Here is a 17,689-nt window from a genome sequence, read left to right as displayed (position 1 = left end):
TTAAATCCCACATAAGAAATGGTAATGGCGTTGTCGGGTGCTAGGTCAAGTGTGAAGTCGCCGTTGATGTCGGTAATCGTGCCGCCTGTTCCGCCTTTTTCGCTAATGGTTGCGCCCACAATGGGTTCGCCTTTTGCATCGCTTACATTTCCTTTTATCCGGCGTTTTTGTGCCTTGTTGGGCTGACCGGACTGAGCGTTTTTTGTTTGTGTCAAACTTATTTGGTTGCCTTGTGCCTTATAGGTGAGTGCCGTTGAGGCGCACATCTCATCTAAAATTTGCAATGCAGGCCGTCCATCGAGGTTCACGCTCACCTTGTTGGACATCATTTTTTGCACTTCTGCATTGTACACAAACACGTAGTTGCTGTTTTTCTCAATGTAGTTGAGCACGCTTTTCACCGTGTACATGTTGTTGGCGACTGTGTTGGTGACGTGTTGTTCATGCCATCTCGCTGTTTGTGTGTTGTTGGCTGTGGCCATACACACCGCTGGTGATATGAGCAAAAGTGCTGATACGTAGCGCTGGGAGATGCGCCAACGCCAGCTTTTTGGACGTACGTTTTCTCTCATGGGGTGTTGTATTAATGTTGTTTTATAAGTTACTTTAATAGAAGGTTTAAGCGGATATTCCTTAATATATAAGGTGGGCTTTTATAATTAAGTCGAAAGATATAGAGTAATGTATAGGTGGGGTGGGGCAAAAAACACATTAATTGTATTTTTCTAGCTCCAAATGGTGAATTTTTACACTGTTGGTTTTAGTTGATATGGCTGTTGCGCGCCGTAGGGGTAAGACTGGCATGCTTTTTAGAGGCGTGTTGTAGGTTGTTTAGACCTTTTAAAGTTGCGTGTTTGTTGTTTGGTGAGTGGTTGGAGCCTTGGCTGTGCTTTTCTTTTTAATCGTTACCACCCCTTTTTTCACCTCAGCCACAGCTCCCGAAATATTGCAAAGGCTAGTGAGTACATCGGCCAGTGGTGCGCCTGTAACCAGTTTTCCGTAGAGTGTTTCGTTGCAAAGGCTTGATTCCACTTGAAAGTTCACACCGTAATAATTCTCCAGATAGTTAACGACATCGGTCAATGGCATACCCTCCATGGGCAAAACACCCTTTAGGCGGTCTACATAGGCTGTGGCGTTTACCTTTGTTTTAGATGCAAATTCGCCCTGGGTGATGTTCAAACAATCGTTGGGTTGCAAATTCACCTTATCGTTTAAGGCGGTATTCACCTCCACTCTTCCTTCGGCTAGCACCACATTGCATTGTTTTTTGTTATAGCTATTAACACAAAAGTGAGTGCCAAGCACCTTTACATCAAAACCTTGCGCATGCACCACAAAGGGCCTGTTGGCTTCGTGAGCCACTTCGAAATAGGCTTCGCCCATAAGATAGAGGTTGCGTGTGTGCTTATCAAAAGGCTTGGGGTAACGAATGCGGGTGCGCGAATTGGCAGTTAGGTGTGTGCCATCAGGCAAAGTGAGTTGTAGGGTGTGGCCAGTGGGCACATTAATTTCTTGCATCACGCTTGTTGGCACTTGCTTATGCGCTGTGGGTTGTGGGGTTGTGACCAATTGTTTTTGCGTGATGTTTAGCGCCAGCCACATGCTGCACGTCATTAAGGTCACAGCCACAGCAGCGGCAATGCGCCATCGTTTGCGGTTTTGGCGTATCTTGTCGGCCTGTATTTTTTCGTATATACGGGCTGTGAGTCGTTCGTTGGAGCAGTTTACAGGTTCGGCTCGCGAGATAAAATCTTGCAGTTTCAAGTCTTCTTCCGAACCATCAAACCGCATGTCGTTTATATCCATGTTCATGGGTGATAATGTCTTATTTGTTTTTTAGAAAGCTTGTAGACAGCTTAGCGCGGTCTTTAAGAATTCGTCTGAGTGTTTGCACCGCCAGAGCCACATGATAATTCACCGTGGCAAGTGCAATACCCAGCATGTTGGCGATGTCTTGGTAAGGCATTTTTTCAACTTTAGCCAAGAAGAAAACGTATTTGCACTTTGGTGGAAGTTTGTCGATGGCGGCGTTGATGGCAGCCAATTCTTCGTTAGATATAAGTGTATCGGCAGGCGTTTTCATGTCGGGGAAAGCAAAGTCGGCCATACCAAAATGTTCAACGCTAATCTGTTTCACGCGGTTGCGTTCGCGTCGCAGATAGTCAATACTTTTGTTATACACCAAACGTGTGAGCCATGCACGCACGTTTTGCAGTTCAATGAGGGATTTGCGCATGCGCCAAGCCTCTAGAAACACATCGCTCACCACCTCTTCAGCCATTTCTCTGCACCTCAAAATGCCATAGGCGTGGCAATAAAGGGTGTTAGAATAACGGTTGATAAAGCCGTTGAAGGCCAATTGGCTTCCTTGTGAGATGAGCGTTAGTTCGTTATATTGTTCGTTCATAGGTGGCTTTGGGCGCATTGTGCTGCATACCCATTTGTTATATAACGACGCAAATTTAAGGATAAGTTATAGGTTAGAGATGTTAAAAAACGTATTTTAACATCCCTTTTTCACGGTTTTATCTTTAAGCAATAATCTCTTTTTGTGCGCCTTTTACCTTGATTAGACCCTGTTTTGTGCTGCAAAAGGCAAACTGTTAGGCGAGTTAGGAGGTGCGGACGTTTTGTTGGGGGAGATGATGTATTATGAATATTATCAGTGGGTTAGATGGCATGAGCGGTGCTGAGAGACGGAGTTGATGGGGGTGGAATGTAGATTTTTTTGTGCAAAAGGTATAAAAAAGTTGGGATAAAATTTGGTGGCATGCTCGAAAAGGAGTACCTTTGCACCCGTTAATTGTCCCATGGTGTAATGGTAGCACTACAGTTTTTGGTTCTGTCAGCGGTGGTTCGAGTCCATCTGGGACAACCTTAGAAGAGGTTCTTTCGAAAGAAAGAGCCTCTTTTTTGTGTTTGTAACTTAGGCTCGTGTTGGATGATGAGCGATGACGAGGTTAATATTGTGATACGCCTTGTGGGTGAGCAGGTGGTTTTGGCTAGTGGTGTAGCTGCGAGTGATGACATTTAGTTTGGTTTTTGTCAAAATATTGTACTCTTTTTTAACATTGTGAGTGCCCGTTCTGCGTGTCAACCCGTCGTTGGTGCAGATTTTGGCTAGTATTTCGATGGTTTGTAAGCTCTTGATTGATTGAGGTTTACGTAATTTTAGTGCTATTTTTGCTCTTTTTTATGCGTTTTATGCCTGGTATATACAGTTTTTATAAAGGAGTCGACAGCTTTCTGTGGTTTTGTCTAATAGCGTTAGTTTTGCGTATTTTTATGGTCTGTTTTATTTATTTCATGTCTTTTTTCGTTAATTTCTTTCTGCTTCTCGTGCATTTTATAGGTTTTAGTGCTGCGTTTTGTAGGAGTTAGCCTTGCGTTTTGTAGGAGATAGCCTTGCGTTTTGTAGGAGATAGCGTTGCGTTTTGCTGCACTTTACAGACCTAGGAGGTGCAAAATGCGGAGCGAAAGCTGTTGTTATATGTGCATTTTTATGCTTTTCTGTATGATGGTTTTTTGTGTTGTGAGTGCATCTACAACGACAAAAAAGGGCAAAAGCATAGTAAATGGCATGTTGAATGGTGCAGAGCCGTGACTAAAAAAGGGGGCTTAGCGATGTGTTTTCTATGGTTTTGGGGTGCAATTTCTTCTAGAAAGGTGGATTGGTTGGGATGTATTATGTAAAGAAAAGAAAACAATTTAACATCGACTGAGGCTTTATTGTGGATGGGATGAAAAAAATGGGGCGCTCATGCCGAGTAAGTGTAATTAAATAACTATCTTTGTGCGCTTCTCTTAGCGGTCTTTGCGTTCTACGTAGTGGGTTAGACGACTGTTTATTTGGAAGGTTCTTAGGTGATTAATCGTATAATTCTTTAAATATGAAACGAAATATTGGGGTATTGCTGGCTTTTATGGCCGTGTTATTGATGTCTGCCTGCGCTAAGAACGAGCGCAAATGCACTTGTGGACGTGGCGAAAAAGGCAGCGATACGGTGATGGTGCTCAGAGCCAAAAGCCTCGAGGTGAACGGCAAAGGCAAGGTGCATATCAGTGTGGTTGATACAGATTATTGTCTACATTCTACCACAAAATTGCTTAACTACCTTGAGATGGATGTTAAGCTTAAGTGTAAGGCTATGACCAATGTAGACAGTTTGGCTTTTACCGACTTTGTCAATGGTCCGTTGTATCTTTTCTTTTGCAACGAGGATGGCGTTATATTAGATAATGTTGTGCCTTTGGCCAGTAGTTATAAAGACGATGCCAAGCTGAAAGAAGCCTTGATAAAGGGAGAAGAGGTGACCATCTCGTTTGTTGGAATGATAAGCAACAATCTGCCCGAAGGTATTGGGGGCTTCACCATTGGTTATGATGTGGATGGGCGAAACACTCATTTGGCCGACGAATTTCGCAACAATTGCAACACCACTTCGATGGAGCAGGTGGAGAAATGGGACAAACTGATGGACGAACTCGAAACAACCTATCTTAAATTGGCCTCTTTAAACAAACAAACGAATGAGCAAAATTCGGCTCAACTGGACTTTGAACGAAGTAAATTGAATGAGAAACAAGAGCAATTATGGCAAGAGTTAGATGCTGCAGTTAAAAGTCGTGCGCTCGCTCCAATGCAAATTGTGCGAATGGGGGGCATGCATATGAAGGTGAGGAGCATCGAGCAAAGCGGTGTTCACTAAACAAAGTTCTACGATTGTGCTTGCACTTAATGGCTCTTGGCGTTATGGGGCAGGCCCAAATTGTGGGTAATACGTATTATTTTGCGCCCGCAACCATAAAATACATAAAACATTACATGCCTTATAGCAAACAAAAACTATCTTTGCGAAAAGCTTGTGTGCTGCGAATAAAAGTGCGCGACCAATGAGAGCAAAGCTTTGGGCACACGCTTTATAATAAGGAGGTGTGCAGGTTTGCATCAAGTGCATCTGCAAGACAGATTGGATGACAGCCCAAACAAGACTATCATCAATATCTAAACAATATCTATCTATGCAACTAAATGTTTTGGGAAGAGGGTTAGTAGCAGTGTTTGCCACTCTCGCAATCACGCTTCCAGTGCCAGCACAGACGAATAATCAGGCACAAAAGCCCAAAAACAGAGAAGCCACAAACAGTAAGGAGGAGGGCAACCGCAATGTGATGCTCAACGCAGCCAGTGCAAACGGACCGCGTGAGATACAAATAGGGCTTCCCTCGGCCGATGTTAATGTGCTTGAAAACGGTTTGCCCATCACCTATGCCACCAATCCGCGAAGCGTTAACTCCTTGTGGCGAGGCGATGCCAGCCTATCCCATCAAGGCTTACTCAAGATAGCCGAAACGGCCATCACCGCAGGCAACATTGGCTATGCCGTAAACTCGTTTACTCGTATGGGCGAAGAGAAATTTAACGGACTGCTAAATTACAAGACAAATTTAGCAAAACCTACGCCAATATAAACGAAGCGCCTATTATTTTAATGGCCGATGGGAAACCTTTGGCGGAGTGAAAACTGGCAAGTGAACCCCAAATTGTCGCTTGGTTGCACCGTTGTGAACTTCCTTAACCAAACAGGAGCTAAGGGAAGCATTGCAGGAGCCGAACTGATAACCAAAGACCAGGCAGCAGCCTTTAGCAATACGCTGATGACAGGCAGCTACCTGCGACCTTTCACCGTAGAGTTTAACGCATCGCTTAAGTTTTAAATATCCTGATTATGACAATGAAAAAAATAATAATAGCAGCTTTAATGGCAGGCATAATGCCCAAGATGGCTGGGGCGCAAGACATTAAAATAAAGTATAAAGGCAACACGGCCACGCTGATTGTGGACAATTCGCCCAAGTATCTCATCTTGCCCGTGGAGGAAAGTATGCCCGAGGCAAAGGTGAAACTGGACAACGGACTGAAAACAGACACCTGGATGGACGTGCGATTGGCGCAAAGAAAAAGCGACTACCACGTGCCTTTCGAACTGAACGAAGGCAAGAGGTCGGTGGTGAAGATTGAAAACATAAGTAAAGATGCACTAAGCCTAAAGCCAGGAGCAATCCGTTTGGCCTATAGTTGGGACGTGGATAACACCGAATTTTATCGACCCACCTATCACCACACACCTCCTTACGGATGGATGAACGACCCCAACGGCATGTTTTATAAAGATGGCGTGTACCATCTGTGTTATCAATACAACCCCTATGGTTCTAAATGGGGCAATATGCACTGGGGACACGCCGTGAGCAAAGACCTAGTGCACTGGAAAACAGTAGAACCAACACTGGCACGCGACCCCATGGGCCACATTTTCTCGGGCTCGGCAGTGGTGGATAAAGACGGAACAGCAGGCTATGGAAAAGATGCCGTGGTGGCTTTGTACACTTCGGCCAGTGATGAAAACGGACAAATACAATGCATGGCCTATTCAACAGATGGCGGATACCATTTCACAAAGTACGAGGGAAACCCCGTTCTTCGACCATTTGATGGCTTAAAAGACTTTCGCGACCCTAAAGTGTTTTGGTACGAACCATCAAAAAAGTGGTTTATGATTGTTTCTGCCGATAAAGAAATGCGCTTTTACAGTTCGCCTAACCTCAAAGACTGGACTTATGTGAGTGCTTTTGGACAGGGATATGGCGCACAACCCAACCAGTTTGAATGCCCCGACTTTATAGAAATGCCCGTTGAAGGACAGCCTAGTAAAACAAAATGGGTGATGATTGTAAACATTAACCCCGGCTGTTTGTTTGGCGGAAGCGCCACAGAATATTTTGTGGGCAACTTCGATGGTGAGAAATTCACTTGCGATACGCCGCCCAGCGTGGCCAAATTCTTAGACTACGGCAAAGACCACTATGCCACTGTGTGCTTCTCTAACACGGGTAACCGCGTGTTGGCCATGGCATGGATGAGCAATTGGCAATATGCAAACATCACACCTATTAAGCAATACCGCGGTGCAAACACACTTGCACGCGAACTTAAGTTATATGAAAAAGACGGACAATATTATTTAGCCTCGAATGTAGCGCCCGAAGTGCTCGCCTTGAGAAAACAAGAGCAAGTGCTAAAAGTGGGAATGGTGGAAAATTCGCGTGTTGTGAAAGACGCAAACCATAGCGATGAAAATGCTTTTGAACTGCAGATGGAAGTTACACCTAGCAAAAATGGCATCGCTGGCGTGGAACTCTATAATGCAAAAGGCGAGAAAGTGAATATTTATATCGACTTGAAAGCAAAACGTGTGGTGATGGATCGCACACAAAGTGGACTAACCGACTTTGGTAAGAAGGCCGAACCACACGATATTGAGAAGGCTTTCGACGCACAAACCATAAAAGATGGGCAAGAGATGATGCGCAAACGCAATGCCGTGAACTATCAAAACGACTTTGCTTTGGGCACTTGGGCACCACTAAACCTGTGCCAAGGACCAAGATATAAGGTGGATGTGTGGGTGGATAAATGCTCGATTGAGATATTTGTTGATGGTGGACGCATCTCGATGACCAACCTTGTGTTTCCCAAGAAGCCTTACACCGATGTGCGTTTTTATGCGCAAGGCGCGCCAGCAAAGTTTGATAATGTTAAAATCTACCGTTTGGCTCAGTGATAAATGCTGGTTGACGAATGCCAAATTAATTATCGTGGCGGGTGCATATGCTTGCAAGGTGTAAACTAAAAAGTGCTTACAAAAGGAAAATATACCAATTTAAAAGTTGGAAGAAAATAAAGAAAAATGAAAATAACAAGGATAAAAGAGAAGAATAGCTTACACACTTTTAAGGACAGTACCATTTGTACCCTACATATAAATAAGGAAAACGTATTTTGCGATTTTGAAAAGCTAAGCAAAACGTGGGAAACATCGAGCAATATAGCCATACGTCTCGACGTGGAGCAAACGGATGTTGGACCTATCGTGAAAGAATTGCTGGGCAAATTGCCAAACGATTTGGCCTACTGTATCATGTCTGAAATAGCCGAGTTTGAACACTTAGACGCCGAACTGATGCGGTTAATCTACAATACAGGCGACACAGGCTGTAAAGTTGCCATTTGCTTGCGCAATGATTTACCCCAAGACTTGAAGACATGTTGCGAACAATCCAACGACATCAACGTGCAACAACATCGTGACAATAAGCGTTAGCACATGTGACTTCAAACCCCATTAGGCCATTGCATCCTGTCCGAATATCATCAATTTACTTATAATAGCAACAACAATGGATTGTGTAAGCGTAAAGAAGAACGTTATTGAACTGGAAGAAAGGTTGAAAATAACCTTTCCCAAGCCCTATTCTGATTTCCTGTGCCACATCCAAGCGGACGACGTCTTTGAGGTGGAAGGCTCTGGAATAGGTCTGTTTTCTTATTCCGACTTAGAGGAAAGGAACGAAACTTATGAGGTACGAGCCTACGAACCCAATTATTTGATGATTGGACAAGATGGAGACATGGGCTATTTCATAAGCACAAATACGCCTAACGACTATTCAATATACGCAAACGACTTAGGCGCATTAGGCTCATTGCCAATGAATAAAGCCGCGAACGACATCTTCGAACTGATTAATAAGTTTCAATAAGTTACTTTCCAAACGCCCTAAAAGTTAAGCAATGAATAAGATTGTCGTTCATGCAGAAGATATATTTTGTATTCCGCTATTCATGCCCAAAGACGATTGGAAGTTGAAAGCGAAACTATCTGACAACGATTTAGATAAAGACTTTGCCTTTAGAAGAGTAATAGAAACCAGTTCTTCGGTCTTAGTAGAGAATTTTAAGAATATTGGTTCTGCCCAAACCAGCATTAGCGAAATAGAAAATTCGGGCGTGTTGTTTGCTCCATTGCAAATATTTTGGGACGGCATTATAAAAAAGCGGTGGCGCATAATCGGGAAAACAGACTGTTACGACAAGTATAAACACTCAAATTACGAAAGTCTAAAAATGATATTCGGCGTTGATGGTGACTTTCGACTGAGGAATTTTGCCTCATGCCAGGGCAAGAAAGCCATTTGGCTTTCCACAACAAGTGCTTTACGGGCGACTACCTACACAAGGTTGGGCTTAAAGTTTTGGGCGGAAACCAGCTCGATTGCCGCATTATCGAATTGGTAAAAGAGTGAAAACATACATTGCCAACAATCCTTTTAAGCACAAAGAACATGGGACTTGCAACCCACGCCCCATGTCTTTGTGCATATTTGTGAAAGGAAGTCAACGCGCTTTCGTGCTTTTTAGTCGGCGTAATCTGCAGTTAGTCTTGCTCATACGCAACTTGTAGCGCAATATTTATGAGCTTATAGGGGCGTATTAAGTGTAGTATTATCAATCAAATCATCATTTTTATGCTATGGAATTGTTATCTATAAAAGAAATTATCCAATCTATTGAAGAGGAAACAAAGGGACTTGACCCTGAACTTGTTGAAGAAATGAGTTTGAGAGAAGTGAATATACCTCTAAAAGAGATTGAATATTTGAAGGCAGAACTGAATATTAACGCGCTAAACCAAGGCTTTATAGATAGTGTTCTGAAGTATGGTTGGGGCAATTTTGGCTTTCTTAGCTATCAATTTGGGTATGACGACGACAATAGTTTGCACTGGATTGTAGAAAGAAATGTGGATTATGAGGATTATTCCACATTGAATAAGAATGGACTTATTATCATTGCAAACGGCGATCCCTACACCATTTTGCTAGAATGTGCCACAGGAAGGATTTATTGTATTGATAGCGAAACCTGTTTGGAACACAGAATGCTTATCGCCAATAGCTTTGAACAATTGGTACAGGCTATGGGAACAGGGCAATATGCTTGTTGGAAGGAGAAAGAAACCGAGTTTGTGCAGCTTATGGCGCACATAACCGATGGCGAGGGCATGCTCTTTTGGAAAAGCTTAGTTGGTTGTTACTGATTGTTTTGTGCTAAAAAGGCCAATGGTTGAGAGGTAAATATTATGTTTATACAAAGATTACTTCTGTTTATATAAAGGCCACTTCGGTTTATATAATGAGTAAGAGAGACGCGTTGCATTGCAGCGGGTAAGTTGTTTTTTTGTAGTTGTTACTTGTTTTTGGGGGAAATAAAAACACGTGAAGTATTGCATCTCGCAGTAATGTGTGCGCTTTATGATGTTATTTACGTGTTATCCTAGAAGCATTTTTACCAAAAGGCTAGAATTATACAAGCATTCTAGCCTTTAATTTTATTGAAAAACACCTTACGCGGCAAGAAAACAAGCCGTTAGTATTCAAAAAAAATATGGAAATGCGGTTGCTTAAAAGCTGTTAATATGTCATTTGTAATTGCTTGTGATACAGTATTCTATAGGTTATTTGTGGTAAATGTTGCTATATTGGCAAAGAAGAAAATGTCAGAAGATGTTAGTTTTTTGTCCGATTATGATAACAGCTTTTATTATTTCTACGTCTAAATTTGCACAAGAAGTTTTAATTAGAAAAGAGAGAAAGGTATGGCACAAAATAAGAAGACGCGAATAACATCTGTTCAAAGGCAAAATATGCAGTTTTCTGAAGAGCGCTTTCAACTGTTTGAGTCTATTCAGGAAATGATAGAGAATGAAATTAAAAAGCGTGGACTAAATAAGTATCAAATACTTCAGCCAAAACTAGCGGCTAATCCTCCGCCAATGAAAAACGAAACGCTCCATAATTGTTTATGTGCGTGGATTAAAAGGTGGTGGAAGTCGCTTTTCAGAGACAAGGCGTAAATATATTTAGGTGATACAATTTTTCGGTTTACAAGGCTAAATACGTGTAAATGTATTCAGTAGATAATATTTTCTCAAATTACTAATAGCGTTCAAAAGTGATTTAATTTATCTATCATCTGATGAGTTAAAGCACTATCCGTGGTCAATGATTAATAAAAGCCGACTCTACCAATATAAAATGGTTCAAATCAATCCGTATAACTCGGTTCAATGCCTTAGCTTTTAATGGCGTTTGGGCTTAGAAAAATGGCGGAAAGTGGGCAAAGTATATAAGAATAAATAGCAGAACATTATACAGCAACAAAAGAAATCTACATCTCTTTAAGAGATTTACTTATTTGAAAACTTTCGGGACTCGCCAATTAATATTGTTAACGGCAAGAAGAAAATTAAAGAATAGCAAATATAAAATTAAAAGCCCAAGTCTTCGATACGGCACTACTCCCAATGGAGTGATAATAGGGAGACGTCGAGTCTATTATGAACAAAAAACTATCTAAACCGCCTATTCCACTGCTCAGCAGGAGATGGGCAAGAGTGGGACTGATAGTCTTATTCACACTGTCGGCAATTAGTAACCTATATGCGCAGGACGAACAGGTGAATAAAAGCCAGTTCCCACAGAACTTAAACAGTGAATTGCGTAGGAATACATGGAGCATTTATGCCGAAGGAGGATTGTCTTGGGCAACAGATGTGTGGTATCAAAATCTTAATGCTAAGCGCAGCTACAACCAATCGCCAGCCGCTGGCGGCGGTATTGACTTTACTATCCGCCCATGGGTTCGTGTTGGGTTAGAGTATTTGTGGTCGCGTTATCGTCGTGAGCAGCGATTTTCTAGCCTTAACACTCAAAAAATGCCCGTTAAGGTGTATGGTAACTATATGATGAATTTTCATAATGCCAAGCTAGGTGTACAATTTAATTTCATGGAATTATGGCCACACCGTCGTGCTCAGTGGTTTAATGCTTGGATGGGAACTGGTATTGGCTATTCCTTTATTAAGGGTAACGAATATGGTATGTTCTTCAATAACACGATGACGCAAGATGGACGCACCACACCTATTGGCAATAATTTAATCGTAAACAACGAATCTGAACTTTCTCTCACGGGAAACGTGCGCACCACTAACCAACATGAGAAGTTTAATAAACTTTTTATCCCTACGGTTTTACACTTTGAAGCCGACGTTAGTCGTCGTTTCACCATTGGTTTGAAAGGAGAAATGGACTGGTTGTTGAGTCGTGGTGGTATTGCTCCCAAGAATTACATCTTTGGTTTGGCCACTATACGCTACAATTTTGTTTCAAGTCGGGCTAAAAAGTTGCAGACTTATTACGAAGGAGAATTGTCTGTGCTTAACGATGAGGTGAATGAAGTACATAAAGAAGCTGCTAGATATAGGGATCGTGCTGACAGCGAAGCCAGCGAACGCCAGAGATTGGAACAGCTTAACGCCGACTTGCAACAACGTCTACTTGACAGCGAAAATAGTAAGAGTGAGGGAAAAGCTGCCATTGAGATTTCACACTATGTGCAGTTTGTTAACAACAGTGCAAGCATTAGTAAGGACGAACTTTCTCATCTAAAGCATTTTGCTGCCTATATGCGTGGCCATCAGCTCTCTGTTATTGCTGAAGCCAGCACACCTGGCGCCACTCGCTATAATCAGAAACTCTCTGAGCGTCGTCTAAAACGCGTTATTAAGGCGCTTTTGAAAGAAGGCTTTGTGAAAGAAAACCTCCATCCGCAGATTGCTATTGGCGAACAAGATGGTAAACCTGATGAAACAGGACGAAGAGTAACAATTAAATTAGTGAAGTGAGCCAATGCTTCTGTTGACTACTTCGCAAAGGATAGATAATAAATAATCACAAACTCGAGCTTGGGAAGAAGTGGAAAGGAACTATCAATACAACCAAACCGATGCCATTCGCCTTCCTTTGCTCCCAAAGAAAATATAGTTATGAAGTATATTAAGTCAATGATGTTCGCCATTGCGCTGATAATGGCTGCACCCGTCTTCTTTACTGCTTGTCAAGAAGATGCTCCCGAGATTAATTACACGATGAACGTGTCTGTAGTAAACGACTTTACAAAGGTTGTGCAGGCTATCAACGACGGTTTTCTTAAGAACCAGCAGGCGGTAGACAGTCTTACCAAAGTTCTTGATAAGATGAATACCACGCAACAACAGAAACTGGAAGCTATTTCCGACATCTTGAATGCTGTAAACACTACGCTTGAGACTAAACTTGCTGCTGTAGAAGCGGCTCTTAATGCGCAAACTTTATCATTAGAAGCTAAGATGCAACTGTTGGTAAAGGCTTTTAATGCGCAAACTTTATCGTTAGAAGCTAAGTTGGAGGCGTTGAAAACGGCTATAAACAACCTGCCAGACTATTCTGCAAAGCTTGATGCACTTACCGAAGCTATCAACGCACTCCCCAATTACGAAGATAAGCTTGCTGCTATTCAGAGTGCTATCGCTGCAATGCCCAACTATTCTGCAAAGTTCGACGCACTTGCTAGGGCTATCAACGCGCTTCCTAATTATGGCACTCAGCTTACTGCCATACAAAAAGCCATTGTTGCAATGCCTAATTATGAAAGTCAGTTCAAAGCCATTGTTGATGCTCTCGGCTTGTTGAAGAAAGAAATAGAAAAGGTTGGCTCTGCACAAAGTGGTATGTCTGCAGAATTGGCTAAGGCTACTACTGCTATTACGAATCTTATCGCGGCAGTGAAAACTGGTAATGAAGACGAAACTAAGGCTCTTGAAGCTATTGTTAAGAAGCTTGAGGAACTAAAAGAAAAGATTGGTACGGGTAAACCCAGTGGTTCTGGCAACACTGGTGGCGTAGGAGAAGACCCTGATGATGTATATGGTAACAATTTAGAATTTAATAAGATTTCATTTGGCGACATCATTGGACTTATTGATAAGATGAATTCAAAGAATTTTGAAGTAACAAAAGGTATTATTTTACTCAGAACGAGCGAAGGTAGGTTTGCGAAGGTTGACATTAGCCCTGCAAGAACTGGTTATCATATTGCTTCGAGTAGCGATAAATCCAGACTGGCAATAAGTTATATTCTTTATGATGCTAACGGAAAGGTGAAGAATAAGAACTCCGTACATTTCGAAGCACGTTTTAATAAAGATGGGTCTCCGGTTGCTAAACGAGAGTTTGAGGTGGACTTTGACTCTGGTAACAAAGGTGGCATAGGCTCCGATCTACATTTTACGGTGAATATTAGATACGAAGATTCCTCACTCGCGTATGTAATAGATGGTGTAAAATTTAAATGTCTGAATAACACAAAGGCGGTGACTTACCATAAATATTAGTTGTAACGCTTGCTGTTTTGGCTGTGGATAGAACGTTTCAACTTCATTCTCGCTTGCCAAAAGTAATTGCATAGCGCACGATTAACCTCTCTTCTCCTACCATTAGTCAGGAGAACGAAGGGAAATTTTATCCCCAATCGGACCATTAGCAGCGGATTGTATTCATCCTTCTAATGGCCCTTTTGGGGATTAAAGGGCAAAAGAGCGTGGCGTATGAACACAGCTAAGCTGAGATTTTGCATTTGTTATTGGTTTTCGAGCGTAAGAAAATTTATATAATTGCTGCTCTTGGTGCGTATATTTGTATATTTTGTGGTTGAAAATACGGTTGGTAATGAGGGCGTTAGGTGGTTTATTATGTCAAAGATGTTGTTGTTAAGTTAAAGAGTGCTACATTAGATGCGGCACATAGATATTTTACTAACTTTGTATCGAGAGTAGATAGTGATTTTATATCGTATGCCCTTGAGGTGTATGTGGTAAAGGTACAGCTTTTATGGCTGGTGACAGCATTTTCAAGAGAGTATAAATCATCGAACTAACGTATTATTTCTTACACCTGAATGTTACATAAAAAGAAATTTATGGTGGCTAAATTCTCCGCGTTAAGTAAATTATCGTTAAAGAGAACGCAACTGCTGTAAGTTCATTAACTCAAATAACAAATTTTTAAGAGAATGGTAAAGAACGAGTACAAACGTCCCCTTTGTGGGATTATTAACACTGCTGCAGAGGTGGCTTTAATGGCTGGAAGTGGCAACAACATTGGCAAAAAAGACCCAAATCATGGAGGTGAAGACAATCTTGCTAAACATGGTGGCTTTTTTTACGATGAAGAAACTGATGAAGACGAGTGGGAAAACTAAGTAAAAACGAGTAAACAAAGAATGATGAAACAGAATTTACAGTTCGTTTATGGCGCTTTGGCTGTGCTAGCGCTTGCTGGTTGCAGCAATAACGACGACGTTAATGAAGAATTAACTCAAAGCAATGGTTATGTTACACCTATTGAGGTAACTGCGAACGCGCAACAATCTACGCGCGCGCTGAAGCTCGATGCAAACAAAAATGTGTTGTCTACATGGGAAACGGGCGACAAAATGTTTGTGTATAACCTTTCTGACAACAACCTAAGTAATGCCCAAACTTATAGTGTGGTTACGATGACGGCTAACAGTGTGAATAAAAAAACAGCCGATTTCACTGGTAATATCATCAGCCGCCTGCCCATGAAGGCTTCTGATAAGTTGGCATTTTTCTATCCTGGTAATGCCATTGAGGGAGATAAAACGGTTGAACCAGTTGACCCGGACGTAAAAACAGAATCTCAACAAGGGGTAACCATCTCTTATCATGAGCCTATTAACAAGATTAAAAGTACCGTTGCGCTTAACATGAAGCTGCAAGATGGCAAGTTGGCTACTATTGATAAGAAGTTTGATTACAACTGGGGCGTGACACTGCCAGGGGCGCTTGATAACAACGGAACGCAAGCGAAGGTTACTAAAACCAATGTAGCTTTGCAACGTAAGGTGGCGTTCTGGGGGATGAAATTCATTTTGTCGACTTGTCCTAGCAGCAAGGGACCAATCGAAGCCATCGACAGTGTGAAGATTAACGGACTTCGGTCTTACGATGTGCTTAATCTTAACAATGGCACGTTTGTGGGAACTGAAGACGAAAAGGAACATGTTATCACCATCGCTAATAAAGATAAGTCTAAACTTAATCTTGATGGTGGCTATCTTTGGGTGGCTTTCTTGCCCGAAAATGCACCTACCAATTTTCACATCACTGTGTACACGCCCAATGGGGTGTTTACTAAAGAGGCTACAAAAGACTTTAAAGAGGGCTACGACTATCGCTCTAACATCAACGTAAAGATAATTGAACAACATCCATACGTTGAAGTTAATGGCGTGAAGTGGGCTACGGGTAACTTTATTCATTATAAAACTTGTCGCGAAGAATATTGGGGTATCGCGCCTGCACAATGGTGGATTAGCAGCTATGGGGAAAATCCAAGCGATGTACATAAGGCTAATAACGAACGTATTAACTACAATGGACTGGGTTCGCAAAACTGGTTTGTGGGCAAGCATATAGGTAGATTCTCGCAAACAACTAACGATTGCGACCTCTTCCAGTGGGGTGTGATTCGCGATGCATTGAAATTTAACGGTGTGTATTACCTTCTAGGAACTCAAGTAGACCTGCAAGGTAAATATTATAAAGAAAGAGGTGGGGCGGTTCATGTAAACGAAGTGAGTGGCAGGCGATGCGCAACGCATGGTGATATCGTAAGGTATTATACTGAAGCCGGACAGAAACATTATCATTATCAATATCCCTCTAAGGCCAATTTCGATGCTTTATGCCAGGCCAACACCATTATTCCAGGCTATTGTTACACGGATAAGGGCAACAAGATTTATGGCGCATTCTTCAGCGATATGAAGTTGGCTGGCAAGGGCTCTAAGTTCCCAACGGGCAGAAAACTTTGGAAATATCAAGACGTAACAGGCCTTGTGCTGGCCAATAAGGGCTTGTTCTTGCCTATAGCTGGTCGTAGACCTATTAATAGTGCGTGGGTAGAGTTCCGCCATGTGGCTTATAATAGTGGTTTCTATGGGCAATATTACACCTCTTATTGCACCACTTACTCCATCCCGCTTACGCATTTCTTCGGTGCTGCGTTTAAAGCGAATGTAGCAGTTTCGTCGAAAGACCAGGGTGCTTCTATACGTCCTGTCTATGTAGGTGCCGATAATAACGATGAGGCTAAGCCTATAGACGCGGCCAACTTTGCGCCCTTCCGCAACATTGTCTCGCCTATGGGTCGCAAATATTAAGCTATACGATTATTTAATTTCTTATCTTTTCACGCTGCTTGCCCTCTTTTGCGGGGGTAAGCAGCTTTTTTTATCCCAAATCGGGTGTTAGCGCCTAAACAGATTTTGTTTTCTTGTCGGCATCTTGCCTGTCTTTGGGCTGGTAAGGGGTTGTTACGCGAGGGCTTTCCTTTGCTTTTTACGATGCGGATTGTAAAATAAATGCACTGTTTTTTAACATTGTGAGTGCCTTCGTTGCAAAAAATCTGGACGGCGGGTGTATTTTCGGGCGTATTTTTAAAGTTTGCAGCCGTTTTATGGCTTACATTCTTGCTGTGTACTGCTGTCTACTGGGTTGCTTATTGTTTGCTTCTTATTCTCTTGTTTATATGTTGAATGTGTTATATATCTTTGTTTTTAGCAACGAATAATAAGAATAGGTGCATTAAAAGTTATAAAATGCCACGATGCTTTTTGCTCTTTTGCGCTGCGTTTAGCAGCAAAACACACTGCGTTTTGCAGCATATTACCTTGCGTTTTGGTGCATATTGCCTTGCGTTTTGCTGCAAAACGCAAGGTTAAAAGGTGCTTTTTGCAAAACCAAAACCCATGTTCTCTGCTAAAAAGCAGGTAAAACGGGGGCAAAATCGTGTTTGCGCGGATGTTGTTTTGGCGCAATTTTTCTCAAAATAGAAGTGCAAAAGCATAGTAAATCGCAAAAAGGGCGCTCAATTCCTT

At 42.0% G+C, this 17,689-nt stretch carries 15 protein-coding genes, 1 tRNA gene and 1 pseudogene; 14 read left to right on the top strand and 3 right to left on the bottom strand.

What is annotated here, in order from left to right:
- The 3 genes from QME03_RS00225 to QME03_RS00215 form a co-directional block, all read right to left on the bottom strand.
- The coding region (locus tag QME03_RS00225) for a carboxypeptidase-like regulatory domain-containing protein (protein ID WP_281723061.1) at positions 1–572 on the bottom strand (572 nt) is incomplete at its 3' end.
- Between the two features lie 268 nt (positions 573–840).
- A complete protein-coding gene (locus QME03_RS00220; RefSeq protein WP_281723060.1) occupies positions 841–1,815 on the bottom strand; it encodes a FecR family protein in 975 nt (324 codons plus the stop codon).
- Positions 1,816–1,828: 13 nt separating this feature from the next.
- The gene (locus QME03_RS00215; protein ID WP_281723059.1) at positions 1,829–2,410 is read right to left on the bottom strand and encodes an RNA polymerase sigma factor; all 582 of its coding nucleotides are present in this window, start codon (positions 2,408–2,410) and stop codon (positions 1,829–1,831) included.
- A 397-nt stretch (positions 2,411–2,807) separates the two neighbouring features.
- Between QME03_RS00215 and QME03_RS00210 the strand changes: the two genes are divergently transcribed.
- From QME03_RS00210 to QME03_RS00145, 14 genes and pseudogenes are all read left to right on the top strand, one after another.
- A tRNA-Gln gene (locus QME03_RS00210) sits at positions 2,808–2,878 on the top strand.
- A 1,015-nt stretch (positions 2,879–3,893) separates the two neighbouring features.
- On the top strand, positions 3,894–4,712 hold the full coding sequence (locus tag QME03_RS00205) for a hypothetical protein (RefSeq protein ID WP_281723058.1): 819 nt from the start codon (positions 3,894–3,896) through the stop codon (positions 4,710–4,712).
- Positions 4,713–5,025: 313 nt separating this feature from the next.
- Positions 5,026–5,451, top strand: a pseudogene (locus tag QME03_RS00200) (TonB-dependent receptor); the annotation flags it as partial.
- 51 nt (positions 5,452–5,502) lie between these two features.
- Positions 5,503–5,721, top strand: a complete 219-nt coding sequence (locus tag QME03_RS00195; protein ID WP_281723057.1) for a hypothetical protein — start codon at positions 5,503–5,505, stop codon at positions 5,719–5,721.
- A 17-nt stretch (positions 5,722–5,738) separates the two neighbouring features.
- On the top strand, positions 5,739–7,628 hold the full coding sequence (locus tag QME03_RS00190; protein ID WP_410521742.1) for a GH32 C-terminal domain-containing protein: 1,890 nt from the start codon (positions 5,739–5,741) through the stop codon (positions 7,626–7,628).
- Between the two features lie 126 nt (positions 7,629–7,754).
- Entirely contained in the window at positions 7,755–8,168 is a 414-nt protein-coding gene (locus tag QME03_RS00185) for a hypothetical protein (protein ID WP_281723056.1), read from the top strand.
- Positions 8,169–8,244: 76 nt separating this feature from the next.
- A complete protein-coding gene (locus tag QME03_RS00180) occupies positions 8,245–8,607 on the top strand; it encodes an SMI1/KNR4 family protein (RefSeq protein ID WP_281723055.1) in 363 nt (120 codons plus the stop codon).
- A 31-nt stretch (positions 8,608–8,638) separates the two neighbouring features.
- The gene (locus tag QME03_RS00175) at positions 8,639–9,142 is read left to right on the top strand and encodes an Imm26 family immunity protein (RefSeq protein WP_281723054.1); all 504 of its coding nucleotides are present in this window, start codon (positions 8,639–8,641) and stop codon (positions 9,140–9,142) included.
- Positions 9,143–9,377: 235 nt separating this feature from the next.
- A complete protein-coding gene (locus tag QME03_RS00170; RefSeq protein ID WP_273263146.1) occupies positions 9,378–9,944 on the top strand; it encodes a protein kinase family protein in 567 nt (188 codons plus the stop codon).
- Positions 9,945–10,502: 558 nt separating this feature from the next.
- Positions 10,503–10,760: a hypothetical protein gene (locus QME03_RS00165; protein WP_281723053.1), complete on the top strand. Its 258-nt coding sequence runs from the start codon at positions 10,503–10,505 to the stop codon at positions 10,758–10,760.
- Between the two features lie 483 nt (positions 10,761–11,243).
- A complete protein-coding gene (locus tag QME03_RS00160) occupies positions 11,244–12,593 on the top strand; it encodes an OmpA family protein (protein WP_281723052.1) in 1,350 nt (449 codons plus the stop codon).
- A 141-nt stretch (positions 12,594–12,734) separates the two neighbouring features.
- Positions 12,735–14,120: a hypothetical protein gene (locus QME03_RS00155; protein WP_281723051.1), complete on the top strand. Its 1,386-nt coding sequence runs from the start codon at positions 12,735–12,737 to the stop codon at positions 14,118–14,120.
- Positions 14,121–14,797: 677 nt separating this feature from the next.
- Entirely contained in the window at positions 14,798–14,986 is a 189-nt protein-coding gene (locus tag QME03_RS00150; protein ID WP_273147121.1) for a hypothetical protein, read from the top strand.
- Positions 14,987–15,007: 21 nt separating this feature from the next.
- Entirely contained in the window at positions 15,008–16,972 is a 1,965-nt protein-coding gene (locus QME03_RS00145; RefSeq protein ID WP_281723050.1) for a fimbrillin family protein, read from the top strand.
- The last annotated feature ends 717 nt before the right edge of the window (positions 16,973–17,689 follow it).

It is taken from the genome of Hoylesella shahii (genome assembly GCF_937990675.1).
In the GTDB taxonomy this organism is placed as follows: Bacteria; Bacteroidota; Bacteroidia; order Bacteroidales; family Bacteroidaceae; genus Prevotella; species Prevotella shahii.
The sequence above is the reverse complement of the archived record's forward strand: the minus strand, read 5'-3'. Positions and strand labels throughout refer to the sequence as shown.